This is a genomic window from Frankia sp. Hr75.2 (assembly GCF_949319125.1).
GTDB lineage: Bacteria > Actinomycetota > Actinomycetes > Frankiales > Frankiaceae > Parafrankia > Parafrankia soli.
Window position 1 is genome coordinate 63,401 of the sequence record NZ_CASGGV010000055.1, and the last position, 22,994, is coordinate 86,394.

Consider the following 22,994-nt stretch of genomic DNA (forward strand, 5'->3'; position numbering starts at 1 on the left):
GGATTCGCCGGCCCTACAGGGTCCGCTTGTTGTATCCCTCGACCCGCGCGGCCAGCTGCGCCGCGCGCTGCTCGGGCGTGACGCGGGGGAGATCCTGCAACGCGTCCACCTCGGAGAGCGAGACGACCTTGAACTCGCGCACGAGGGTGCTCGTGTCGATCGTTGCGCCGGCCGGCGCCGCCTGCCACCGGATCAGCCCGAGTCCTTCGGCGAGACCGGTCGTGTCGAGCCAGTTGGCGACGCCGGGGTCCTCGTGTGACAGCACGAAGGTGAAGGTGCCGTCCGGATTCGGCGCGGTCTGGCCCCGGTTGAGGGAAACCTGGGCCTGCTTGCCGTTCGCGCTGATCATCCAGGGGTCCATCATCTGGAAGCCGGTGTAGGCGGCACCGATCGGATCGGTGGTGACGATGATGGCCTGGTCCGCGGCGAGGTCCCAGCTGAGCGCCGCCATGAAGCCCGCCATGCTGCCGTTGCGGCCCTGAGCGGGCGTGATCTTGTTGCCCTTGAGGCCGCCGAACCAGAGTTCCGGGAACTTCGCCCAGAAGCGGACGTAGGGCGGAAGATCGCGGAGGGCGGCCTTCCCGATCTCCTCGGGATCGAAGGTGCCGGGCGGCACGTCGTCGAGCGGGCGCAGCTCCATGCGGGACGGGCGCTGATCCCAGTCGGCGAGCATGTCGCGGGAACCGAGGGTCAGCCTGCCCGGAGCCGACAGCAGGTGCACCGGGCTCTCCGGTTCCGGGCCGATGGTGATGCGGAACGACCCGTCGGTGGCGATCTGCAGATCACGGTCGGTGATGCTGGCGAGCGGCGTCAGGTCCGACTTGTTGAGATCGATCGGCGGGGGACTGACCTTGTTTCCCCGGTGCAGCTCGATGTTGAGCTGCGCGGGCCGCCGCGCCAGGTCGAACTGGCCGACGACCTCGTAGCGCCGGTCTCCCTCGAGGAAGGTGGTGCGGTAGAGCGCGTCGGGATTGTCTCCCGAGGTTCCGACACCGGGAAGCGTGTGGCCGAGCCATTCACGCGGCGTGTCATCCGTTCCCCACACCGGCGCGGGGGTCGGCAGAAAGTTCCCGATCTCGGCCATGACGAGCGAATTCGTCCACTGCGACATCGCCTCGTCAAGGGTGGCCGCGCCCGACTTCGTCTGCCCCCTGGGTGTCGCCGCCAGCTCGGCGTAAAGCTCCGCCCGCACGTTCTTCAGGGCAGGGTCGTCGAGCAGTTGGAGGAGGGTCTCCTCGGCGAGGATCTGCGCGGGCGTCGCGAGCACCGGTCGAGTGTCCGGGTCACCGGCGAATGTCATCGTGACGACTCCTGTCGGGTGCTTTCCATATATGTCACCTATCCCGATTGGGAATATTTAGTGACAGCATAATGTCACCAATGTGGGTGGACCGCAACGCCTGGCTGCTCCCGGGCCGATGGGATGGGCTCCCGGCGTCCGGCCGCGGCCGTGTGGGCGTGTCCGCTCTGGCGTAGGGGAGTCCGCGCCGGGGTGGCCGGCGGGGCGTCTGCCCCGCTGTCGGATCGGCTCCCGCTGTCGGCCGGCCCGGGGTCGGGGTCGGTCCGGGTTCCGGGCCGTCGCGCCCCGTGGGCTGGAACGGGCGTCGCTGTGCGGAGTGTGACCGACGCCGCCCGGTCATGCACTGACATTCGCTTCATATGCATGATACATATATTTGTATCGTGCAACGAATGTTGGGAGGAGGCATGGCCTCCATCGAGAACACCGGCCACAACGACTCGGCCACCGCCCACCGGGCGGACGGCGCACTGCCCGTCAACGCGATCATCGCCGTCCTGGGCGCCGTGGGCATCGTCGTCGCGATGACGCAGACCCTGATGGTGCCGCTGATCCCGGTACTGCCGTCGCTGCTGCACACGAACGCGGCGGACGCGTCCTGGGTGATCACGGCGACCCTGCTCGCCGCGTCGGTCGCGAACCCGGTGTTCGGCCGGCTCGGTGACCTCTACGGCAAGCGGCGCATGCTGTTCGTCTCCGGGTTCCTGCTCGGCTTCGGCTCCCTGGTCTGTGCCCTGGTCGACACCCTCGTGCCGATGGTCGTCGGCCGGGCGATGCAGGGCCTCGGGCTGGCGATCATCCCGCTGGGCATCAGCATCATGCGTGACCTGCTGCCGGCGAAGCGGCTGATCCCGGCGATGGCGCTGATGAGCTCCTCCCTCGGGATCGGTGGCGCCCTCGGCCTGCCGCTCGCCGCCGCGATCGCCCAGCAGACGAACTGGCACGTGCTGTTCTGGGGTTCGACCGTGGCCGTCGTCGCGCTGATGATCCTGGTCTGGCGGGTCGTTCCCGAGTCGCCGGTGCGCGGCACGGGCCGGTTCGACCTGTCCGGGGCGGTCCTGCTCTCCGGTGGGCTCGTCGCGCTGCTGCTCGCGGTGTCGAAGGGCAGCACCTGGGGCTGGACCAGCATCACCACCCTCGGCCTGGGCGGAACGGCCGCGGCCTTCCTCGTGGCGTGGGCCTGGTGGGAGACCCGCGTCGAGGCGCCCCTGGTGGACCTGCGCACCACGATCCGGCGCCCCGTGCTGCTGACGAACCTCGCCTCGGTCATGCTCGGCTTCGCGATGTACACGATGTCGCTGATCGGCCCGCAGCTGCTGCAGCTGCCGAAGGCCACCGGGCACGGGCTCGGCCAGTCGCTGCTCGCCACCGGCCTGTGGATGGCCCCCGCGGGCCTGGTGATGATGGCCGTCTCGCCCATCGCCGGCCGGCTGATCACGGTGCGCGGCCCGAAGGTGGCGCTACTCGCCGGCTCGGCCGTGATCTCCGCCGGCTACTTCCTCGCCATCGGCCTCACCGGCAGCCCGCTCGGAGTCCTGCTCGTCAGCGTTGTGACCAGCATCGGTGTCGGTCTGGCCTACGCCGCCATGCCCACCCTGATCATGCAGGCCGTCCCGGCCTCGGAGGGCGCCTCGGCGAACGGTCTCAACACCCTCATGCGCTCCATCGGGACGTCCACCGCGAGCGCGGTGATCGGTGTCGTCCTGGCGAACATGACCGTCACCTTCGGCTCGGCCCAGGTGCCGTCCCTCGCCGGTATGCACATCGGATTCCTGATCGGCGCCAGCGCCGCCCTCGTCGCCTGCCTGGTCGCCATCGCCATTCCCGGCCGCCTGGCCCCGACACCGGACGTCGCCTCGAAGCCCGAGGTGGCCCTGAAGTCGGACGTCGTTCTCCCGGCGCCCCGCCCGTCGTCGCCGCGGACGGCCGAGCCGGCGACGGCAGCCGTCTCCGCCCGCTGACCGGGGCCGGCGACCGCCAACCCGCGGAATAACGGGAATCCTGGCAGCGAGATCACGGTGGGTGAGCGCGGCGAGGTGCCGGCCGTGCCTCGCCCCGTCAGCTGGCAGCTGTGAGGGCCTTCAACTGTTCCAGCGACTCGCGCATGATCGTGGCCAGGCCCCGGTCGGTCGGCTCGCCGACCCAACGCTCGAACGCCACCCGGAAGACGGCGATCCCCGCCTCCGCGGCCAGGCTGGCGTCCGAGTCGGCGACGCCGCGCCGGCGCAGACCCGCGGCGAGGGCACCGGACAGTGACGCCATTTTGATCAGTTCGCGTTCACGCAGCTCCGCGTTGGCGGCGATGACGGACTGGCGCCGCCGGGAGAACTCGCGCCGCTGGCCGAGCATCGTCGCCGCCGCGTCGAGGGCGGCCGCGACGGCCTCCATCGGCGACGCGGAGGCGGGGGTGCTCTCGAGCGCGGCGATCAGGTGCTCCTCCAGGATGGCCGAGCCGGCGAAGAGCACCTCGCGCTTGTCGGCGAAGTAGCGGAAGAACGTCCGGGCGGTGAGCCCCGCCCGCTGGGCGATCTCGGCGACGGTCGTCTGCTCGAAGCCGCGCTCGACGTAGAGCTCCATCGCCGCCTCGCTGAGCCGGCCGCTCGCGTTCGGCTCCCATCGCCCCATGCGGCGATTCTAGTGATGACACACGCTGACATGGCCTGCTAGGGTCATGTCATCAAGTGACATCACGTCCGCCCCCGCGGCGGACGGCCCTCTGGAGGTCCTCATGCGCATCTTCGTCACCGGCGCATCCGGGTGGATCGGCTCGGCTGTCATCCCCGAACTCCGCGACGCCGGCCACCAGGTCGTCGGCCTCGCCCGCTCGGACACCGCCGCGGCCACCGTGAGCGCGCTCGGCGCCGAGGTGCTGCGCGGCGGTCTCGACGACCCCGACAGCCTGCGCGCCGGCGCGGCCGGGTCCGACGGAGTCGTCCACCTTGCCTACGTCCACGACTTCTCCCGCATCGCGCAGGCGGCGCAGACCGACCTGCAGGCGATCGAAGCGCTCGGCGCGGCGCTCGAGGGCAGCGGCCGCCCGCTCCTCATCGCCTCGGGCACGCTCGGGCTCACGGTCGGACGGGTCGGAACGGAGCGGGACAGCGCCGACCCGAGCGTCCACCCGCGGATCGCCAGTGCGCATGCGGCGCTGGCGTACGCCGAGCGGGGCGTGCGGACCTCGGTCGTGCGCTTCGCCCCGACGGTCCACGGCGCCGGCGATCACGGCTTCGTCGCCACCCTGGTCGCGATCGCCCGGGAGCGCGGCGTCTCCGGCTACATCGGCGACGGCGAGAACCGGTGGCCGGCGGTCCACCGCCTCGACGCCGCGCACCTCGTCAGCCTCGCCGTGGACGGCGCCCCCGCCGGCTCGGTGCTGCATGCGGTCGCGGAGGAGGGCGTGCCCATCCGCGCCGTCGCGGAGGCGATCGGCCGCGGCCTCGGCGTCCCGGTGGTCTCCGTGCCCGCCGAGCGGGCCGGCGACCACTTCGGCTGGCTCGCCCCGTTCCTCGCGGCGGACTGCCCCGCCTCCAACCACCTGACCAGCGAGCTGCTGAGCTGGAAGCCGACCCGGCAGGGCCTCGTCGAGGACCTCGACCAGGGCCACTACTTCCAGACGTCCAGCTGATCCTTCCGGTCCGTCCCGCGGTGAGCCGGACGGGGAGTTCCCGCAGCCCGTATTCGTGCAAGACTCCGTGCATGAAATGGGCTACGCTGCGCCTGACGAGACGCGAGCGCCGTGGGCCCGGCCCTGCCATCCATCGTGATCCGCGCGTTCGTGTCCTCGGCCCCTCTTCGTGACCGTCTGGAGCCGGCTGTGACGACTACCGAACTTCCCAAGTGCCCGATGGACCCGACTCGTGACGACCGCAAGTCGGCGGCGCTCGCCGCGCAGCGGGTGCGCGCAGATGCCGGGGCGCGCGTCGTCGGCAGCTTCGACTTCGGCCGGGCCATCCTGCGCAGCGCGACGATGCTGCAGGCCGGAGCCGGCTCCGAGCAGGTGAAGGTGGGCGGCGACGAGCACGGCCCGGTCTTCTTCCTCGACGGCGAGGAGCACCGGCGGCGGCGGACGGCGATCGCGCGCTTCTTCACGCCCAAGGCCATCAGCACCCGCCATCGCCTGGTCATGGAGCGGACGTCCGACGAGCTCCTCGCCCGGTTACGGGCGAAGGGCAGCGGGCAGCTCGACGAGCTGAGCTACCAGCTCGCCGTCGCCGTGGCGGCGGAGATCGTCGGCCTGACGGACAGCAACCAGGTCGCGATGGCGCGGCGCATCCAGGCGACCCTGCTCGGCACCCGGCTGCGGGGGATGCATCCCGTGATCCGCGTCGGGGCCCAGGCGTTGACCGCGGTCCACGCGATGCGGTTCTTCCTGCGGGACGTGCGCCCCGCGATCAGGTCGCGGCGGCGGGAGCGGCGGGACGACGTCATCTCGCACCTGATCGACGAGGGCTACCCCGACAAGGCGATCCTCATCGAGTGCATGACCTACGCGGTCGCCGGGATGGTGACCACCCGTGAGTTCATCGTGATGGTGGCCTGGCACCTGTTCGACGACGACGAGCTCCGCGCCCGGTTCGCGGCGGGCGACGAGGCCGACCAGACCGCGATCATCGAGGAGATCCTGCGCCTCGAGCCGGTCGCCGCCATGCTGCACCGGCGCGCGACCCAGGACTCCGACCTCGGGGTGGGCTCCGTCAAGGAGGGCGAGCTGCTCGCCGTGAGCATCCGGGCCGCGAACGTCGACCCGGAGACGGTCGGGGAGTGCCCGCACGCACTCGACCCGGACCGGGCCCGGCGGCTGAAGGCGGTCGGCTCCTACATGAGCTTCGGTGACGGCAGCCACCGCTGCCCCGGCGCGCAGGTGGCGATCAACGAGACCCGCGTGTTCCTGGACCGGCTGATGCGCCTGCCCGACCTCCGGCTCGCGCGAACCCCGGACATGACCTGGTGCGACGGGCTGATGAGCTACGAGCTGCGCGGCGCGACGGTGACCTGCTCCCGGGATCTCACCCCGGCGGCGCACGGAACCGGCCAGGATGCTGGTCCGGACGGCGAACGGACCTGACCCGGTCGGACGTCGGGGCGCCGGGCGAGAGCTGGAGGGCGCGTGTACACGGCCGACATCGAGTACACGTATGAGGGCCTGCGGCTGGTCGGCGCGCTGGCTTTGGACGACACGGTGTCCGGCCCCCGCCCGGCGGTGCTGCTCTGCCACGGGGGTACGGGGCTCGGCGACCAGGTCAGGCACTGGACGCGGCGGGTGGCCGGGCTCGGCTGCGTGGCGTTCGCCCTCGACTGTTACGGCGGGGGCAGGGAGTTACCGCCCGCGGACCTCGGCCCCCGCTTCGCCGAGCTGAGCGCCGACCCCGCGCGGGCACGGGCGATCGGCCGGGCCGGGCTCGACGTCCTGCGTTCCCACGAGGCGGCGGACCCGGCCAGGGTGGCGGCCGTCGGATTCTGCATGGGCGGCACCCTCGCCCTGGACCTCGCCAGGGACGGGGAGGACCTCAAGGCGGTCGTCGCGTTTCACGCCGATCTCGCCACGCCTCGGCCGGAGGACGCCGGGAACATCACCGGTCGGGTGCTGGTGTGCGCCGGCACCGACGACCCGTTCGTCCCGCTCGAGCAACGTCTCGCGTTCGAACGGGAGATGTGCGCCGCGGGGGTCGACTGGCGGATGATCCTGCACGGGGGAGTGGCCCACGGGTTCACGAACCCGGCCTTCGACGGCACCCGCCCCGGGATCCGGTACGACGGGCGGGCCGCCGAGCGGTCGTGGCGCGCGATGGTCGACCTGTTCGAGGAGGAGCTCGGTACCCGGATTACCCCGTGCCAGCCAGGCGTTCAGCACGGTGAGGAGGCTCGGCGCGGCCGGGCGGAGGATGGCCGCGGAGAGTAAGGGAGTGTACGTTTACTTTCCAGCGGTTTGCCGTCATGCCGGCTGCTACGGGCGTCACGATCGCTTCACGTCGCGCGCGCCGGACGGGTGGCGGGATCCTGCGCGCGGATGGCGGGCGCGACGGCATCGCGGGCGCCATGATCTTCAATGCGGGATCCTCGGTGAGAACCCGGCGAGTAGTTGTACCGACTGTGAGGAGCGACTGTCATGCGTGACGCGGTGATCGTGGAGGCCCTTCGCACGCCGACCGGCAAGCGCAATGGTTCCCTGTCAGGTGTGCATCCGACGGATCTTTCGGCGCACGTGCTGGCGAGCCTCGCCGAGCGGGCCGGCGTCGATCCGGCTCTGGTGGACGACGTGGTGTGGGGCTGTGTCGGCCAGGTGGGCGAGCAGACCTTCGACATCGCCCGCAACGCCGCGCTCGGCGCCGGCTGGCCGGAGACCGTCACCGGCGTGACCGTCGACCGCCAGTGCGGCTCGGGCCAGCAGGCGGTGCACTTCGCCGCCGCCGGGCTGATCGCGGGGCAGTACGACGTGGTCGTCGCCGGCGGCGTCGAGTCGATGTCCCGGGTGCCGATGGGCTCCTCCCTGATGGACAAGGTCCCCTTCGGCGAGCGGTACCTGGCCCGCTACAACGGCGCCTTCCCGGACCAGGGCATCGGCGCCGAGATGATCGCGGAGCGCTGGGGCCTGTCGCGGACCCAGCTCGACGAGTTCGCGCTGCTCTCCCACGAGCGGGCGGCGGCGGCGCAGGACGACGGCCGCTTCGACGAGCAGATCATCCCGGTCACCCTGGCCGACGGCACCGTGGCCAGCAAGGACGAGGGCATCCGCCGCGGCGGCACGGTCGAGGGCCTCGCCCAGCTCAGGACGGCTTTCAAGCCGGACGGCGTGATCACCGCGGCGAACTCGTCCCAGATCTCCGACGGCTCGTCGGCGCTGCTGATGACGACCAGCGAGAAGGCCGCCGAGCTGGGCCTGCGCCCGGTCGCCCGGGTGCACACCGCCGTCCTCGCCGGCACCGACCCGGTGATCATGCTGACCGCGCCGATCCCCGCCACCCAGAAGGTGCTGGCGAAGTCCGGCCTGAAGCTCGACGACATCGGTGCCTTCGAGGTCAACGAGGCGTTCGCCTCCGTGCCCCTCGCCTGGCTGGCCGACATCGGCGCCGACCCGAAGGCCCTGAACCCGAACGGCGGCGCGATCGCCCTCGGCCACCCGCTCGGGGGCTCCGGCACCCGGCTCATGACCACCCTGATCTACCACATGCGCGACAACGGGATCCGCTACGGCCTGCAGACCATGTGCGAGGGTGGCGGCCAGGCGAACGCCACCATCCTCGAGCTGCTCTGACCCTGAGCTGGTCGAACCCTGAGCTGCTCTGACCCACCAACCCGTCGCGGTCGGGCCGGCACCTGTCAGCCCGATCGCGACAGCTCGGGCACCCGGTGACCGCGCCGGTCGTTCCGTTGCGCCTCTCTCCTGGCGTGCCAGCATGGTCCGGTGAGCGAACCGTCCCCGCGGCCTGCCGGCATCGAGCTCCTGGACGTTCATCGGCTCCGCCTGGTCGAAACCGCCCCGCCTCGGCTGTCACCTGAGGACCGGCTGGCCGTGAACCGCGTGTGGGACGAGGCGGTCCAGGCCAATCCCAGCCTTTTCGACGGGCCGGTGGTGGCGTGCGCCGGACTGGACTGGGACGGGCCACACCGCCTGGTCCTCGCCTGGGCGAGGACGAGGTACCGGTTCCACGGCCTGCGTCGACTCCCCGGCGCCAGCTCGCGGCTGTCATCCCTCCTGTTCGTCGGCGTCGTGCAGCCGACCGACGACGAGCGCCTGCTGGTAGGGCGGATGGCGCAGTGGACGGCTTCTGCCGGTCGCTGGCAGCTGCCGGGTGGATCCGTCGAACCGCCCGATGACCACGAGCCCCTCGACGTGGCCGCGCTGCGCCGACATGCCGCTCGGGAACTGGTCGAGGAGACCGGCATCGACGTACCCCTCGAGGACCTGACGCTGTGGCTGGTCATTCGAGGGGAGGACGGCGACGTCGGCGCCCTGTTCCTTGCTCCGCGCAGACCCGCGTCCCTGCTGCGCGAGCAGTTCGACGCCCTCGTATCCGCGGAGACGGCACTGGGTAGCGATCCGGAGCTGGACCAGATGGCCTTTGTTCGTTCTCCGGCCGATCTGGTGGCTCTCGATGGCCCCCAGGCGGACTATCTGGCACCGATCGTCCGTAGGTACGCAGGGGCAGCGCCCCGGCGCGACGCCCCGCCGGTCAGTCGCTCCTGGCCGTGAGGGGTCGGGGGCGCAGCGCGTCGGGGATGTCGGGTTCGGCGTCGAGGACGCGCTGGAGCAGGCTGAACAGCTGCTCGTGCTCGGCGGGGGAGAGAACGCCGAACGACACTGGCGGGACTGCCATGAGCTCCTGGGTCCGCGCCACCACGAGTCGGCCCTCGTCGGTGACCGTGACCGTCTTGGCCCGCCGGTCGGTCGGGTGGGGCTCACGCCGGGCCAGGCCGCGGCGTTCCAGGGTGTCCACCACGCTCGTCAGGTAGGACGGGTCGAAGCGGAACGCGCTGACCAGGTCGCGCATGGGCCGCGCCCCGGAGGACAGCACCAGCAGCATCTTGAGGGCGGCCGGGGTGAGTTCGACATCCTGGCAGATCTGGTGCAGTCGGTTGTGCCCCTCGCCGCCCATGACCAGGGCCTGCATGGCGCGCCAGGCCTCTCCCGCGGCCGATTCGATCACTCCTTGACGGTACCTGTTCGACAGCGCGCCGGTAAATCTTTAGTTCTGCCAACTATATATTTGACAGTACTCAACTATCGACGGATGCTGGGCCTCGACCAGGCCACCGGCGGAGCCGGTGGCCGTCCGTCGCCTCGCTCCGGGAGTACCTGTGTCCGATCAAGCACACGAAGCGGGGGCGGTGACCACCAGAGCCTCCGCACCGGTCGATGCCACCGAGATCGATGCCACCGAGATCGATCCGGCGCTGCGCCGCCTCGCGCTCACGGTCACCCTCGGCGCGATCATGGCCATCCTCGACACGACGATCGTGGCCGTCGCCATCAACACCCTCGGGCGGGACTTCAACGCCTCGCTGTCGACGATCTCCTGGGTGTCCACCGGCTACCTGCTGGCACTCGCCGTCGTCATCCCGCTGACCGGCTGGTCGGTCGAGCGGTTCGGCGCGACCCGGATGTGGAACATCTCGCTGGTGCTGTTCCTGGCCGGCAGCGCGCTGTGCGGTGCCGCCTGGTCGGCCGGCAGCCTGATCGTCTTCCGGGTGCTCCAGGGCCTCGGCGGCGGAATGATCATGCCGATCTGCATGACCCTGCTGGCCAGCGCCGCCGGCCCGCAGCGCATCGGCCGCGTCATGAACATCGTCGGTGTGCCGGCGCTGGTCGCCCCGATCCTCGGCCCGGTCATCGGCGGTCTGCTCGTCGACAACCTCGACTGGCGCTGGATCTTCTTCGTCAACCTGCCGATCGGCGCGGTCGCGCTGGTCGCGTCGTGGCGGGTGCTGCCGCGCGACGACCGCGGGCAGTCACATCACCGGCTCGACGTCCCCGGTCTGCTGCTGATCTCACCCGGCCTCGCGGCCCTCGTCTACGGCCTGTCCGAAGCCGGCTCGGGCGACGGCTTCGGCTCGCTGAAGGTCCAGATCAGCGTCGCCGCCGGCGTGGTCGCGCTGGCCGGCTTCGTCGTGCACGCCCTGCGCCGCGAGGGCGCGCTGCTCGACCTCCGCCTGTTCGGCGACCGCGTCTTCACCGTCGCCGGGGTGACCACGTTCATGGTCGGCGCCGGCCTGTTCGGCGGGATGTTCCTGCTGCCGCTGTACTTCCAGATCGCCCGAGGGCAGAGCGCGCTGGCCGCCGGCCTGTCGCTCGTCCCGCAGGGGGTCGGCGCGATGATCGGCATGCCGATCGCCGGGCGGATCGCCGACCGCCGCGGAGCCGGCTACGTCGTACCGGTCGGGATGGCCGTCTGCCTGCTCGGCACGATCGCGTTCACCCAGGTGGACGCGCACACCAACACCGTCGTGCTCGGGGCGCTGCTGTTCGTGCGCGGCCTGGGCTTCGGTGCCTCGATGATGCCGGCGATGAGCGCCGCCTACGTGACGCTGCGGCCCACCGCCGTGCCGCGGGCCACCACGACGCTCAACATCCTGCAACGGGTGGGCGGCTCGATCGCCACCGCCCTGCTCGCGGTGCAGCTCCAGCACGCGATCACCAGCCGGATCCCCGGCTCGGACGGCGGGGTGCTGAACGCCGCCGAGGGCACCGACCTGCCCGCGACGGTCGCGGACAAGATCGGCCATGCCTTCGGCGTCACGTTCTGGTGGGTCGTCGGCCTGACGGTGCTCGGCCTCATCTCCAGCATCTTCCTGCCCCGCCACGCCCCGAAGCCCACCAGCGCCCCCGCTCCCGCAGCCCCCGCCGCTACTGACGCCGCCGAGCGACCGGCCGGCGCTGTCGCTGCCACCGCGGTCGACGAGCGACCGCCCGCCGACGCGGTCGACGCCGTCGACGGGCCGGCCGGGGACGGGGAGGACGAGCCGGCCGCGGAGGGGGAGTACGTCCCGGTCGGCACTCCGGCACCTGATCCAGCCGTGTGACGGTGGCGGCAACTCGGCCGTGAACGCCGCGTCAGCGGCTCCTGGTGAAGACATGCCGGGTGTGGGTGAAGGTGCCCTTGCCGAAGGCGAGGACCTTCCTCATCCAGCTGAGCTGGGCGGACTCCTGGCCCACCGGCACCCGCCCGGCCTTGAACCAGCCCGTCGGTATGCTCGCCCGACTATGCCCGAAGGCCACACTGTGCACAGGTTGGCGGCCGTCCACCAGCGGATGTTCCGTGGCCGGCCGGTGACCGTGTCGAGCCCGCAGGGCCGGTTCGCCGACGGCGCGCACATGCTGGACGGGCGGGTGCTGACCGAGGCCGAGGCGCACGGCAAGCACCTGCTGCTGGGATTCGGCGACGAGCAGATCCTTCACATCCACCTGGGTATCTACGGCACCTACGTACTCGGTCCCGGCCCGGCGCCCGTGCCGACGGGAGCCGTCCGGCTGCGGCTCACGGCCGACACCGGGTACGCCGACCTGCGTGGGCCGAACGTCTGCGAGCTGCTGGCACCCGGTGAGGTGAAGGCGCTGCGCGACCGGCTGGGCCCCGATCCGCTGCGCGCGGACGCCGATCCGGCGCTGGCCTGGCGCCGGATCGAGCGCAGCCGCACCCCGATCGCCGTGCTCCTGCTGGACCAGAAGGTCGTCGCCGGGCCGGGCAACATCTACCGGGCCGAGGTGCTGTTCCGCGCCGGGATCCACCCGCTGCTACCGGGCCGGGAGCTGACCCGCGACCAGTGGGCCGAGATCTGGGCCGACCTGGTCGCACTGATGGCCGACGGGGTGCGGACGGGCCGGATCGACACCGTGCGCCCCGCGCACACCCCGGAGGCGATGGGCCGCCCACCGCGCGTCGACGACCACGGGGGAGAGGTCTACGTGTACCGCAGAACAGGCCAGCCCTGCCTGGTCTGCGCCGTCGAGGTGCGCACGGTGCAGCTGGCCGGCCGGAACCTGTTCTGGTGCCCCGGCTGCCAGCCACCCGTTCCGGGCTGAGCGCCGATCCGGGCCTCAGGGGGCGACGATCCAACCGGGGAACCACATGCGGTCGCGCCAGGAGCTCAGCGGAATCGTCTGGGCGGCGAGGATCGGGTAGAAGTAGGCGAACATCAGCACGACGGCGGCCAGGTAGAGCCCGAACGACAACGCCCCGATCATGCGGCGGGTGTCCGACGCGTCGCGGGGGCCGAGCGCGAGACCGGCGGACGCGGTGATCCCGAGGATCAGGAACGGCAGCGACGGCAGGGCGTAGAAGAAGAACATCGTCCGGTTGGGGAACGCCAGCCATGGCAGGAACGACGAGCCGAAGCCGACGAGTACCAGGGCGGCCCGCCAGTCGCGCCGGCTGACCCACAGCGCGAGCATCGCGACCAGCGCGGCTGTGCCGACCCACCAGACCGCCGGATTGCCCAGGGCCAGCACCTCGCGGGAGCAGCCGGCGGCGGCTTGGCAACCCCGCTCGCCGAGCTTCGGGCTGTCGTAGGCGTAGACCACCGGCCTGGCGAGCACCAGCCAGCTCAGCGGCGTGGACTGCGCCACGTGCGGCGCGCTCAGGTGCTCGTGGAAGTCGAGGATGTCCTGCTGGTAGTCCCACCAGCCATGCCAGGCGGCGAAGAACCCGTCGCCGTACCTGTGCCGGTTGTAACCGCCGTCGGTGACGAACCAGCCCGTCCAGGTGGCCAGGAACGTCACGATCGGCAGCAGGATGTAACAGCCGGACCAGGCGGGCAGGTCGCGGCGCAGCGCCCCGCGCACCGGCCGCCGCGCGCCCGCGGTGCGCCGGGCACCGACATCCCAGGCCAGGGCCAGTGCGGCGAGACCGACCAGCGTGTAGAGCGCGCTCCACTTCACGCCCATCGACGCCCCGAGGCACAGCCCGGCGGCGATCCGCCAGGGCCGCAGCCCGGCGCGCGGCCCGTAGCGGACGAAGCGTTCGGTCGCCCTGGACGGCGCGCCACCGGACGGCGGGCCCGCGGCGACGCGCGCGGCGAGCGCGGCCCGGCCGTGATCGCGGTCGAGCACCAGGCAGGCCAGCGCGAGCACGAGCCCTGTCATCAGGAAGATGTCGAGGATGCCGATCCGGCTCTGGACGAACTCCAGCCCGTCCAGGGTCAGCAGCAGGCCCGCGAAGCAGCCGAGCACGGTGGACCGGAACATCCGCCGTGCGGTGCGGGTGAGCACCAGCACCGCCAGCGTGCCGAACAGCGCCGAGGCGAACCGCCATCCGAGCTCTGGGCTGCCGTGCGCGACGCCGGCGCAGTCGGTGTAGCCGAAGATCTTCTCGGAGGCGGCCATGAACCACTTGCCCAGGGGCGGATGCACCACGAAGGCGGGGCCGGTGCAGGTCTCGCTGTTCACCTCGTAGCCCGAGGTCATCAGGCCCCAGGCGTCCTTGGTGTAGTAGACCTCGTCGAATTTCATGCCCCGCGGCTCGGTGAGCTGCCAGAACCGCAGGATGCCCGCGACGGCGGTGACCGCGAGCGCGGCCACCCAGCCGATCACCCGGTCATCGGGCATCGGCGGGCACAGCCGCATCCGCAGCGCGTCGGCCGCGGACCCGGTCGGGCGCCGCCGGTCGGAACCGGCCTGGTCGGTTCCGGAGCGGGAGAAATCAGCTGTTGTTGCTGCCGTCACATGGCCAGGCTAGGGACTGCGCCGACGAGACGGACAACTGGTGGCACTCGGGTCCGCGCCGCACGCGGGGATCGCTGGTCTCCGCGTCGAGGAGGCATCTCCGCGTCGTGCGCGGCCCGGGATGTGCCCTCGCGGCGGAGACGTCCGGACTGGTCTAATAGCAGCAGAAGGGACGTGGATGACCAGCTTGCAGATGAGGGCCGTCGCCGCGATTCTGCGGCTGACCAGAAAGCCGGGGACGGCCACCGTCGAACGGGCCCACCGGCGGATCGCGGCGCGGAAGCGGCCGTCGGCGCCGCCGCCGGCCCTGCGCCGGCGGCACTCGGTGAGCAGCCGGCAGGTCGAGGGGTTCCCCTGCCACACCGTCGCCCCGAAGGGCCGGCCCGCCGCGCGGGGGGCGGTCTACATCCACGGCGGCTCCTACATCAACGGCATGGCGCCACAGCACTGGACGCTGGTCTCCCGGCTCGCCGACGCCGGGGTGCGGGTGGACGTCCCCGACTACGGCCTCGCGCCGGGGCACACCTACCGCGAGGCGTATCCGTTCCTCACCACGGTCTACCGGCGGCTGCTCGACGAGATGGACCCGGCCACGGTCACCATCGCCGGGGATTCCGCCGGCGCCGGGTTGGCGCTGGGCTTCGCGCAGACCCTGGAAGACCACGGGCTGCCGCAGCCACGTGGCCTGGTACTCATCTCCCCGTGGCTGGACCTCACCCTGGGCGACCCGGCGGTCGCGGCGGCGGAGGCCCGCGACCCCTGGCTGACCCGCATCGGCCTGGTGGAGGCCGGTCGCGCCTGGGCCGACGGCGACGACCCGGCCGCACCGCGGCTCAGCCCGATGAACGGGCGGCTCACCGGCATCGCCCCGACGCAGGTGTACGTCGGCACCCGCGACCTGCTCTACCCCGACGTCCTGCGTTTCCAGAAGCGGGCCGCCGCCGAGGGCCTCCAGGTGGAGCTCACGGTCCGCGACGGTGCCGTGCACGTCTACCCGCTCATCCCGGTACCGGAGGGCCGCGCGGCGTCCCGCGTGATCGTGCGGGACGTCGCCAGCTGACCGTGGCGGCACCGCCGACCCCGCGGCCGGACCGGGATGGGACGATTTCCGCCATGCCCTCGAGAGCCGTGCCGCCGAGCCGGCGGGTGCTGCTGGCCTTCGCGGCGACCGCGGTCGGCGGGGGCCTCGCCGGATGCTCGGACGGCTCCGGTGCGCCCGCCCCGCCCGCCCCGCCCGCGTCGTCCCCGTCAGCGGCACCGGCTTCGGCGGCGACCACTCCGGTGGCGGGTGCGGGCACGCCGGCCGCTTCGGCGGTCGCGGCCGGCCCCGTGGAGGTCTCACGAGTGACCTTCGCGAGCGCGGCCAGGGGCCGGCAGGTCGGCATGGTGGTGATTGCGCCGGGCGGGTCCCGGGACGGGCTGCCGGCCTGCCTCGTCCTGCACGGCCGGGGGGACGACGCCGAGCGGTCGGTCGGCCTGCTGAACCTCGACCGGTATCTCACCGCGGCCCTGGCGGTGGGCGTGGCGCCGTTCGCCCTCGTCGCCGTCGACGGCGGCGAGACCTACTGGCATCGCCGCGCCTCGGGTGACGACCCCGAAAAAATGATCATTGACGAGGTGCTGCCCCGGTTCGCCGGGCTGGGCCTGCGGGCTACCCGGCTGGCGGCGACGGGATGGTCGATGGGAGGGTACGGCGCGCTGCTACTGGCCCGTCGCCATCCCGGACTGGTCGTGGCGGTCGCGGCGAGCAGCCCGGCGATGTGGCCGTCCTACGGGGCGAGCGCCCCCGGCGCCTTCGACTCCAGGGCCGACTTCGCGGCCCACCCGGTCCTCGGGACGCCACCCGTGCCGGGCGTGTCGTACCGAATCGACTGCGGCGCCGCCGACCCGTTCCTCGCCGTGTCCCGCCAGGCCGCCCGTGACCTGGCGGCGAGCGAACAGAACTTCGGCCCGGGCGGTCACACCCCCGAATACTGGCGTTCCGTCGTGCCGGCGCAGCTCGCCTTCCTCAGCGGCGCGCTGAGCCGCGCGGCCTGACGGACGCGCGGCCGGCGGCCGGCCTCGCCCCGCGATCGGGCGGGACGAGACCGGTGACGTGATCGATCAGGGAGCGTCGGCGTAGCGCAGGTAGGGCTTGGTCTCCTCGACGTTCTGGAACCGCTTCTTGGCGTCCTCGGTCGAGACCGAGATCGCGACGATCACGCGGTCGCCGGGCTTCCAGTCGGCCGGGGTCGCGATGGGGTTCGCGTCCGTGGCCTGGAGCGCGTCGATGACGCGGATGATCTCGTCGAAGTTGCGGCCCACCGACTTCGGGTAGGTGAGGGAGAGCCGCACCTTGTCGGCGGGGTCGATGATGAACACCGAACGCACGGTGGAGGTGTCGCCCTCACCCGGGTGGATCATGTCGTACAGCTCGGCGATGCGGTGGTCGGGGTCGGCCACGATCGGGAAGTTGAGCGCGCTGCCGGCGACCTCGGCGATGTCCGGCGCCCAGGCGTTGTGCTGGTCGACCGGGTCGACGGACAGCGCGAGAGCCTTGGTGTTCCGCTTCTGGAACTCGCTCTGCAGCGCGGCGGTGCGGCCCAGCTCGGTGGTGCACACGGGGGTGAAGTCGGCCGGGTGGCTGAAGAAGACCGCCCACGAGTCCTTCTTCCACTCGTGGAAGGTGATCTCGCCGTCGGTGGTCGTGGCGGTGAAGTCGGGAGCGGTGTCGCCCAGGCGGAGACCCACGGGCCGTCCTTTCGTCGTAGCGTCGGGTGGTTGTTCAGGCCAGGCCAAGGCTACGGTCGATCGGCCGCGACCGTATGTGCGAGACCTCATGTGGCCGCCGGACGAGCCTTTTCTTCCCGTGCCGGGGGAGCGTCGGTGGCTACTGAGCCGAGGTGACGCTCAGTGGCATCGGGACTTCGGCTGCGACCGGTGCCGGGCCCTGCGGCGCGGCCGGCGCGTCCGTGTCGAGCGCCCTGATCTCCGACTTGAAGATCCGCAGGGACCGGCCGAGGGACCGGGCGGCGTCGGGAAGCCTCTTGGAACCGAAGAGGACCAGGACGACCACTGCGATGATGAGCAGCTCGGGAGTACCGATGTCAGCCATGGAACCATCCTCTTCGGGACGAGTACGTGTCCGCCTTGCCGGGCCAGATCGGATGCTACGTGCTCCGGACCCGGGCCTGCTCTCAGCGCGCGGCCACCGCGGCGCGGCCGGCCGACGGCGCCAGCGCCCGCCGGAGAAAGGAGATCTGGTGGGCGAGCGCCGGCTCGTGCCACGGCTTGCCCGCGTGGAGATCGAAGTGGTCGCACGGGTAGTGCCGGACCTCGGCCCGGCCACGGAACGCGGCCTTGGCCGTCGCGTGCGGCGGCGCGGCGCGGTCGAAGTCGGCTATCTGTACGAACCACCGGGTCCGCAGCACCCGGACCGCCGACCGGCCCGGCCGGAACGAACCGATCTCACTGCCCAGGGTGGCCGCGACCTCGTTGCGCCAGGTCGGCCCGGCGATCGCGAGGTAGTCGTCGTAGTAGCCCACCGGGGTGAGCGCCGCCGTCCTGCCGGGTGGCCCGACCACCGGGATCATCGGGGCCGGGCGGCCGGCCAGCGCCGTGAGCCGGGTGGCCAGGCCTGCGAACGACGGCGATGCCCGCGTCGCGCCCATCGGTCGAGGTGATCCGTTAGGTAATATATTGCCCATCGTGACCGGTGTTGCGCAGCGCGTGGCTTCCCTGCAAGCGGGGGCCGGGGCGGTGGACCTGTGGCCGTACGGTCGTCCGTGCCGGTGGTCGACCGGTCCGGTCCGCCTGATCCGATCCTGGGCTGACACGCCACGCCAGCTCGCGGCGGGCGCCGTGGCCGTCGCCGTCTGGTTGGCGCTGCTCTCGGGCCTCACGACCTTCGTGGCGTTGTCGCGGCACGCTGCCGTCAGCGATGCCCGTGACCGTGCGGGCCAGGTGGTCGTCGAGGCCCAGTTCGTTCGGGGCGAGCTGTCGAGTGCCGACGCGGCCGCCGCGGCGTCGGTGTTCAGGCACGCCCTCTTCGACGTCCAGGCCTCCGACGCGGCCGGGCTGCGCGCCGTGTACGGGCAGATGAGAGACGAGCCCCGGATCGACGAGCGGATCGGGGCGGCGGGGGAAGGAGTCGTCCGGCTGCAGCAACTCGGTGTGCGAAGCTGCCTGGACGCCGACCCGTCCGCCGGGTCGGCTGGGTCGTCCGGGTCGGCGTGCGCCGACGAGATCCTGACCGAACTGGGCCAGCTGATTCCCCGGTACGCGAGTCTGGTGAGCGCCGGCCAGGCCAACAGCCAGACGGGCGACTCGGTCGCCGAGGCGTACCTGCGGGCGGCCTCGGACCTCGTACGGGACCAGATCATCCCCAAGGTCGACATGTTGCTCGAGCTGGGTGGGCGCGACGTCGACGTGGACTTCCGGCGCGCGACCGACGGTGCGGTCGAGACAGCGCTGCTCCTGCTCTTCGCCGGCGGAGGAGCCGGGCTCACCGCGCTCCAGGTCCACTACTGGCGGCGAAGCCGCCGGGTGTTCGAACTCCGGCTGCTCGCCGCGACGGTCTGCCTGTTGGCCGCGGGTGGCCTGTTCGCCGCCGGCGCGCTGGCTCAGCAGGCCCGGGTCCAACACGGCGTCGACGACGGTTACATGCCCATGGTGACCCTCGCGCAGGCGCGGGTCTTCGCGTTGCAGGCCCGGGCCGAGGAGAACCTCGATCTGATGTCCCTGGGAATCGGAACCGAGTACGACGAGGGCCTCGACACGGCGGTAGAGGCCCTCGGATACGACGCGGCGACCGGCGACCGGCTGCCGCCCGGCGCACTGCCCGGCCGCAGCGGATCCCTGGTCCTGGCGCTCCGCATGCTGCCTGGGGACGTCCTCGACCCGGCCGTCGAGGGCCGCCTTCGGACGTGGCTGACCAACCGGAACGAGGTCGTGTCGTTGCTGGGGAGTACCGAGGGAACCGACGCGATCAGCTCGGGGGCGAACTCCTTCGAACGGGCGGCCCGGCTGACCGCCGGCCCTGGAGCGGACGCCTTCGGCGCGCTCGACGACGAGCTGGCCGGCGGGATGGAGGTCAGCACCCAGCGGTTCCGCGACCGGATGTCGACCGCCGCCACCCCGCTGACCTTCCTCGGGCTGGCGGCCGGCGTGCTGCTGGCCGTGGCGGCCGGCCTGGTCGTGTGGGGCATGCGGCGACGACTCCGCGAGTACCGGTAGTGACCGCCCTGCCGGGCGAGTCGCGTCGTCCGGGCGGTTCGCGTCGTCGTCGTGGTCGACGACGGCCGGCCGGGCTCGTCGCGGTGCTCACCGCGGCTGCCATCGCCGCCACTGCCGCCGCCTGCGGGACCACCAGCGCGGAGCTGCCGGATGATGCGCGTCCGGTCCCGTCGGCTCCGGCCGTCACCGACCGAGCCGCGGCGCCGGCCGACCCGCGTCCCGCCGGGCCGCCGGCCGGGCCGGACACCGGACAGGTCTGTGCCGATGGCCGGCCGGTACGGGCGAGCCTGCCACCGGTGGGGCCACTGCCTTCCCCCGGCTGGTTCCGCCCGGGTTCGACGATGGCAGCCATCTACGACGGCGGGAACGGCTATCTGGACGTCGGGATCACGACCGACGTGCCCCCGGCCGGTTCGATGAACTGGCGGACACTCAAAATCGAGGGCTTCGACGTCGACATAGCAGCACAGATCGCCACCGCGCTGTTCGGTCCGGCGGGCACCGACCGGATGAAGTTCCACGCGGTCACCACGAGCGAGCGCGGCATTCTCATCATGGACGACGCCGATCCCGCACACCCGGACGCGGATACGGCGACCGACTCGGCGTCCGGGCTGGATCTCGTCATCGCGACCTACACGATCACCTGCGAGCGGAAGGCGGACATCCTTTTCTCCGGGGTGTACTTCGAGTCCAGCTTCAAGTTGCTCATCCCGAAGAACGCCGGATTCCACTCGATCGGCGACTTCGCCGGCCTCACCGTCTGCTCCACCCAGGAGAGCACGTCGGTCGAGAAACTGCGCGAGGCGGCCGCCGGGGCGCCGGCGGCCACGCCGTCCCGGCCACCGATTCCCGGCCTGACGGTCATCGAGCTCCCGCGCGCCGCCGACTGCCTCGTCGCGGTCCAACAGGGCAGGGCGGACGCCGCGGCGACCGATGACGTCGTTCTGGCCGGCATGGCCGATCAGGACGAGTACCTCGAGGTGGCCCCGTCGGCCTTCGACAGGGTGTTCGGGACCGACTCCGCGACCCTGGACGAGCCCTACGGGGTAGCCCTGTGGCGCAGCGGGAATCAGGCCCAGGACGACGAGTTCGTCAGATTCGTCAACGGTGTGCTCAAGAACATGATGCTGAGCGGGAAGTGGGACCGGATCTACAACCTGTGGTTCGGCGCTCTCGGTCCCCGCGACAGTCCGCTCGCGCGGAATCCGTCCTGGCCGGAGGCGGTTGCGGCAGGGGCGGTTCCGTCACAGCGCGAGCATGCCAGCTGCGTCGGCCCGCCATCCGCCGGGCTGATCGGGGGCGTCCGTGGTTGTTAGATCGGCGTCGCTGGGAAAGGGTGTGGTTATGCCGAAGCAGGTCTCCGCGCAGCACCCGACGCCGCGCCGGTCACCGGCCCGCAGTGTCGCTGACCCGGGCGCGCTCGCGCGTGCCTTCCGGCGTCATGCCGCAGGCGTGACGATCGTGACGATGGCGGGGCCACGCGGTCCGGTGGGGTTCACGGCGACGTCTGTCGCCTCACTGTCCGAGCGCCCACCGCTGGTGTCGCTGGCGTTGTCCGTGCGGTCGTCCATCGCGCCCGTGCTCGAGGCCAGCGAGACGCTCATGGTCCACATGCTGTCGGAAGGGCAGCATGAGCTGGCGGCCCGGTTCGCGCAGCCGGGCGCTGACCGGTTCGGCCCGCCGACGCGGTGGCGGGCGCTCCCCGGCGGCGAGCCGCTGCTGCTCGACGCCGCGGTCTGGCTGCTGTGCCGCATCCGGCGCCGCACCGTCGAGGGCGACCATCATCTCGTCGTCGCCGAGGTGCTCGACAGCCAGACCGGCCGGGCCGAGGCCCCGCTGGTCTACCACGACGGCGCCTACGGCACCGTCCAGACGACGTCGGCGGGCGCGACGTCGGCGGGCGCGACGTCGGCGGGCGCGACGTCGGCGGGCGCGACGTCGGCGGGCGCGACGTCGGCGGGCGCGACGTCGGCGGGCGCGACGTCGGCGGGCGCGACGTCGGCGGGCACGGCGGCAGCGGGCACGGCGGCAGCGGGCACGGTGCCGACGAGCACGGCGCCCGCGAGTTCGACGCGAGTGTGTGCGAGGCCGGTGCCCTCGGCGGTGCTGTCGGCGGGTGGCGCGGGCCCTCGACCGGGTGCCGGAGAGCCGGATGGGACGATCGGCGACGGCGATCTGAGTATCCGCGGCGCGTGCTGAGGAGCGTGCGCTCCGCGCGGCTGACCGATCGACCGCCTCCCAGGCGTGCCTCCGCGTCAAGGCGCGCCGTCGACCAGCTCGTGCCGTGGTGCCGAGCGGAACCAAGGAGAACCGTCATGCGGACCCGCCCGCTGGGCAGTGCCGGACCAGCCGTCTCGATCGTCGGGCTGGGCTGCAACAACTTCGGGGCCCGGCTCGGTGCCGCCGAGAGCGCGGCTGTCGTCCACGCGGCCCTCGATCTCGGGATCACCCATTTCGACACGGCCGAGATGTACGGCGACGGCGCGTCGGAGGAGTTCCTCGGCGCCGCGCTCGGTTCCCGCCGCGACGCCGCGGTCATCGCGACCAAGGTGCTCCCGCGCCCGCGGGGCGAGGCGTACACGCCCGGCGCGTTGCGGCGGCGGATCCTGGAGGGGTGCGAAGGCAGCCTGCGCCGCCTCGGCACCGACCGCATCGACGTCTACTACCAGCACTTTCCCGACGCCGAGGCGCCGCTGAGCGAGGCGATGGAGACCTTCGAGGAGCTGGTGCGCTCGGGCAAGGTACTCAGCATCGCCTGCTCGAACGTCAGCGCCGAGCAGATCGAGGCACGGGCGGCGTTCGCCACCGAGCGGGACGTCGCTCCGTTCGTCGCCGCCCAGATCGAGTGGAGCCTGCTCCGGCGGGCCGTCGAGGCGGAGATCGTCCCGGCGGCGCTCAAGGCGGACATGGGGATCGTGCCCTACTTCCCGCTCGCCTCCGGGATGCTCAGTGGGAAGTACCGGGCCGGTGAGCCGTTCCCGGCCGGCAGCCGGCTGGCCTCCAGCTCCTACTTCGCCGCGATGGCGACCGAGGAGAACTTCGCCTACCTCGACGCCCTCATCGCGTTCGCCACCGACCGCGGCCGCTCCGTGCTGGAGCTGGCGATCGCCTGGCTCGCCGCCCAGGACGGCGTGGCGTCGGTGATCGCCGGTGCGACCAGCCCCGAGCAGGTGTCGGCGAACGCCGCCGCCGCCGGGTGGTCGCTGACGGAGGACGACCTGGCCGCGCTGCCCCAGCCCGCCGCGGGCTGAACAAGCCGGTGCCCGCCTGACCGGCGCGTGCTCGACCGGCGTGCCCGTTGCCGGCCTGAGTGCGCGCCGG

Annotated in this window: 22 protein-coding genes; 14 read left to right on the forward strand and 8 right to left on the reverse strand. The window is 72.1% G+C overall.

From position 1 onward, the window contains the following. Positions 1 to 13 precede the first annotated feature (13 nt). Positions 14 to 1,300: a hypothetical protein gene (locus tag AC559T_RS06005; RefSeq protein ID WP_498868039.1), complete on the reverse strand. Its 1,287-nt coding sequence runs from the start codon at positions 1,298 to 1,300 to the stop codon at positions 14 to 16. A gap of 407 nt (positions 1,301 to 1,707) precedes the next feature. Between AC559T_RS06005 and AC559T_RS06010 the strand changes: the two genes are divergently transcribed. After that, positions 1,708 to 3,261: an MFS transporter gene (locus AC559T_RS06010; protein WP_071062977.1), complete on the forward strand. Its 1,554-nt coding sequence runs from the start codon at positions 1,708 to 1,710 to the stop codon at positions 3,259 to 3,261. Positions 3,262 to 3,358: 97 nt separating this feature from the next. Here the strand turns inward: AC559T_RS06010 and AC559T_RS06015 are convergent, their stop codons facing one another. Next, positions 3,359 to 3,925: a TetR family transcriptional regulator gene (locus tag AC559T_RS06015; protein ID WP_071062980.1), complete on the reverse strand. Its 567-nt coding sequence runs from the start codon at positions 3,923 to 3,925 to the stop codon at positions 3,359 to 3,361. A 46-nt stretch (positions 3,926 to 3,971) separates the two neighbouring features. On the opposite strand from AC559T_RS06015, the gene AC559T_RS06020 reads away from it, so the two are divergent. The 5 genes from AC559T_RS06020 to AC559T_RS06040 all read left to right on the forward strand — a co-directional run bounded on the left by AC559T_RS06020 (position 3,972) and on the right by AC559T_RS06040 (position 9,491). Next, positions 3,972 to 4,925, forward strand: coding sequence for an SDR family oxidoreductase (locus AC559T_RS06020; protein ID WP_498868040.1), 954 nt, complete (start codon positions 3,972 to 3,974; stop codon positions 4,923 to 4,925). 189 nt (positions 4,926 to 5,114) lie between these two features. Further along, entirely contained in the window at positions 5,115 to 6,365 is a 1,251-nt protein-coding gene (locus AC559T_RS06025) for a cytochrome P450 (RefSeq protein ID WP_131622095.1), read from the forward strand. Positions 6,366 to 6,407: 42 nt separating this feature from the next. Next, a complete protein-coding gene (locus AC559T_RS06030) occupies positions 6,408 to 7,199 on the forward strand; it encodes a dienelactone hydrolase family protein (RefSeq protein ID WP_112107242.1) in 792 nt (263 codons plus the stop codon). 207 nt (positions 7,200 to 7,406) lie between these two features. After that, the gene (locus tag AC559T_RS06035; RefSeq protein ID WP_112107244.1) at positions 7,407 to 8,552 is read left to right on the forward strand and encodes a thiolase family protein; all 1,146 of its coding nucleotides are present in this window, start codon (positions 7,407 to 7,409) and stop codon (positions 8,550 to 8,552) included. A gap of 150 nt (positions 8,553 to 8,702) precedes the next feature. Then, a complete protein-coding gene (locus tag AC559T_RS06040; protein WP_498868041.1) occupies positions 8,703 to 9,491 on the forward strand; it encodes an NUDIX hydrolase in 789 nt (262 codons plus the stop codon). On the opposite strand, the gene AC559T_RS06045 is transcribed toward AC559T_RS06040, so the two are convergent. Beyond that, a complete protein-coding gene (locus tag AC559T_RS06045) occupies positions 9,472 to 9,945 on the reverse strand; it encodes a MarR family winged helix-turn-helix transcriptional regulator (protein WP_498868042.1) in 474 nt (157 codons plus the stop codon). The genes AC559T_RS06040 and AC559T_RS06045 overlap by 20 nt on opposite strands. A 151-nt stretch (positions 9,946 to 10,096) precedes the next feature. Here AC559T_RS06045 and AC559T_RS06050 point away from each other — a divergent pair, with 151 nt between their 5' ends. Then, entirely contained in the window at positions 10,097 to 11,818 is a 1,722-nt protein-coding gene (locus AC559T_RS06050; RefSeq protein ID WP_131622092.1) for a DHA2 family efflux MFS transporter permease subunit, read from the forward strand. Between the two features lie 31 nt (positions 11,819 to 11,849). Here AC559T_RS06050 and AC559T_RS06055 read toward each other — a convergent pair whose 3' ends face one another. Then, positions 11,850 to 12,014, reverse strand: a complete 165-nt coding sequence (locus tag AC559T_RS06055) for a hypothetical protein (protein WP_498868059.1) — start codon at positions 12,012 to 12,014, stop codon at positions 11,850 to 11,852. Here AC559T_RS06055 and AC559T_RS06060 point away from each other — a divergent pair. Further along, on the forward strand, positions 12,000 to 12,818 hold the full coding sequence (locus AC559T_RS06060) for an Fpg/Nei family DNA glycosylase (RefSeq protein ID WP_071066278.1): 819 nt from the start codon (positions 12,000 to 12,002) through the stop codon (positions 12,816 to 12,818). The two genes, AC559T_RS06055 and AC559T_RS06060, sit on opposite strands and share 15 nt — an antisense overlap. 15 nt (positions 12,819 to 12,833) lie before the next feature. Here AC559T_RS06060 and AC559T_RS06065 read toward each other — a convergent pair whose 3' ends face one another. After that, positions 12,834 to 14,456, reverse strand: coding sequence for a dolichyl-phosphate-mannose--protein mannosyltransferase (locus AC559T_RS06065; RefSeq protein WP_498868043.1), 1,623 nt, complete (start codon positions 14,454 to 14,456; stop codon positions 12,834 to 12,836). 178 nt (positions 14,457 to 14,634) lie between these two features. Here AC559T_RS06065 and AC559T_RS06070 point away from each other — a divergent pair, with 178 nt between their 5' ends. Continuing rightward, the gene (locus tag AC559T_RS06070; protein ID WP_498868044.1) at positions 14,635 to 15,516 is read left to right on the forward strand and encodes an alpha/beta hydrolase fold domain-containing protein; all 882 of its coding nucleotides are present in this window, start codon (positions 14,635 to 14,637) and stop codon (positions 15,514 to 15,516) included. A 53-nt stretch (positions 15,517 to 15,569) separates the two neighbouring features. Then, positions 15,570 to 16,493, forward strand: a complete 924-nt coding sequence (locus AC559T_RS06075; protein ID WP_498868045.1) for an alpha/beta hydrolase — start codon at positions 15,570 to 15,572, stop codon at positions 16,491 to 16,493. A 66-nt stretch (positions 16,494 to 16,559) separates the two neighbouring features. Here AC559T_RS06075 and AC559T_RS06080 read toward each other — a convergent pair whose 3' ends face one another. From AC559T_RS06080 to AC559T_RS06090, 3 genes are all read right to left on the reverse strand, one after another. Further along, positions 16,560 to 17,186, reverse strand: a complete 627-nt coding sequence (locus AC559T_RS06080; protein ID WP_498868046.1) for a peroxiredoxin — start codon at positions 17,184 to 17,186, stop codon at positions 16,560 to 16,562. A gap of 139 nt (positions 17,187 to 17,325) precedes the next feature. Further along, positions 17,326 to 17,550 carry a Sec-independent protein translocase subunit TatA gene (gene tatA / locus AC559T_RS06085; RefSeq protein ID WP_071066273.1) on the reverse strand — a complete coding sequence of 75 codons (225 nt, stop codon included), beginning with the start codon at positions 17,548 to 17,550 and terminating at the stop codon, positions 17,326 to 17,328. 82 nt (positions 17,551 to 17,632) lie between these two features. Next, positions 17,633 to 18,106 (reverse strand): hypothetical protein, encoded by a 474-nt coding sequence (locus tag AC559T_RS06090; protein ID WP_498868047.1) that lies wholly within the window; start codon positions 18,104 to 18,106, stop codon positions 17,633 to 17,635. Between the two features lie 37 nt (positions 18,107 to 18,143). On the opposite strand from AC559T_RS06090, the gene AC559T_RS06095 reads away from it, so the two are divergent. From AC559T_RS06095 to AC559T_RS06110, 4 genes are all read left to right on the forward strand, one after another. Next, positions 18,144 to 19,670 (forward strand): GlnX family signal transduction membrane protein, encoded by a 1,527-nt coding sequence (locus AC559T_RS06095; RefSeq protein WP_498868048.1) that lies wholly within the window; start codon positions 18,144 to 18,146, stop codon positions 19,668 to 19,670. 341 nt (positions 19,671 to 20,011) lie between these two features. Then, positions 20,012 to 20,989 carry a transporter substrate-binding domain-containing protein gene (locus AC559T_RS06100; RefSeq protein WP_235013839.1) on the forward strand — a complete coding sequence of 326 codons (978 nt, stop codon included), beginning with the start codon at positions 20,012 to 20,014 and terminating at the stop codon, positions 20,987 to 20,989. Between the two features lie 28 nt (positions 20,990 to 21,017). Beyond that, complete coding sequence (locus AC559T_RS06105; RefSeq protein ID WP_498868049.1) at positions 21,018 to 21,872, forward strand: flavin reductase family protein; 855 nt, start codon at positions 21,018 to 21,020, stop codon at positions 21,870 to 21,872. 116 nt (positions 21,873 to 21,988) lie between these two features. Continuing rightward, a complete protein-coding gene (locus AC559T_RS06110; RefSeq protein ID WP_498868050.1) occupies positions 21,989 to 22,924 on the forward strand; it encodes an aldo/keto reductase in 936 nt (311 codons plus the stop codon). Positions 22,925 to 22,994 lie beyond the last annotated feature (70 nt).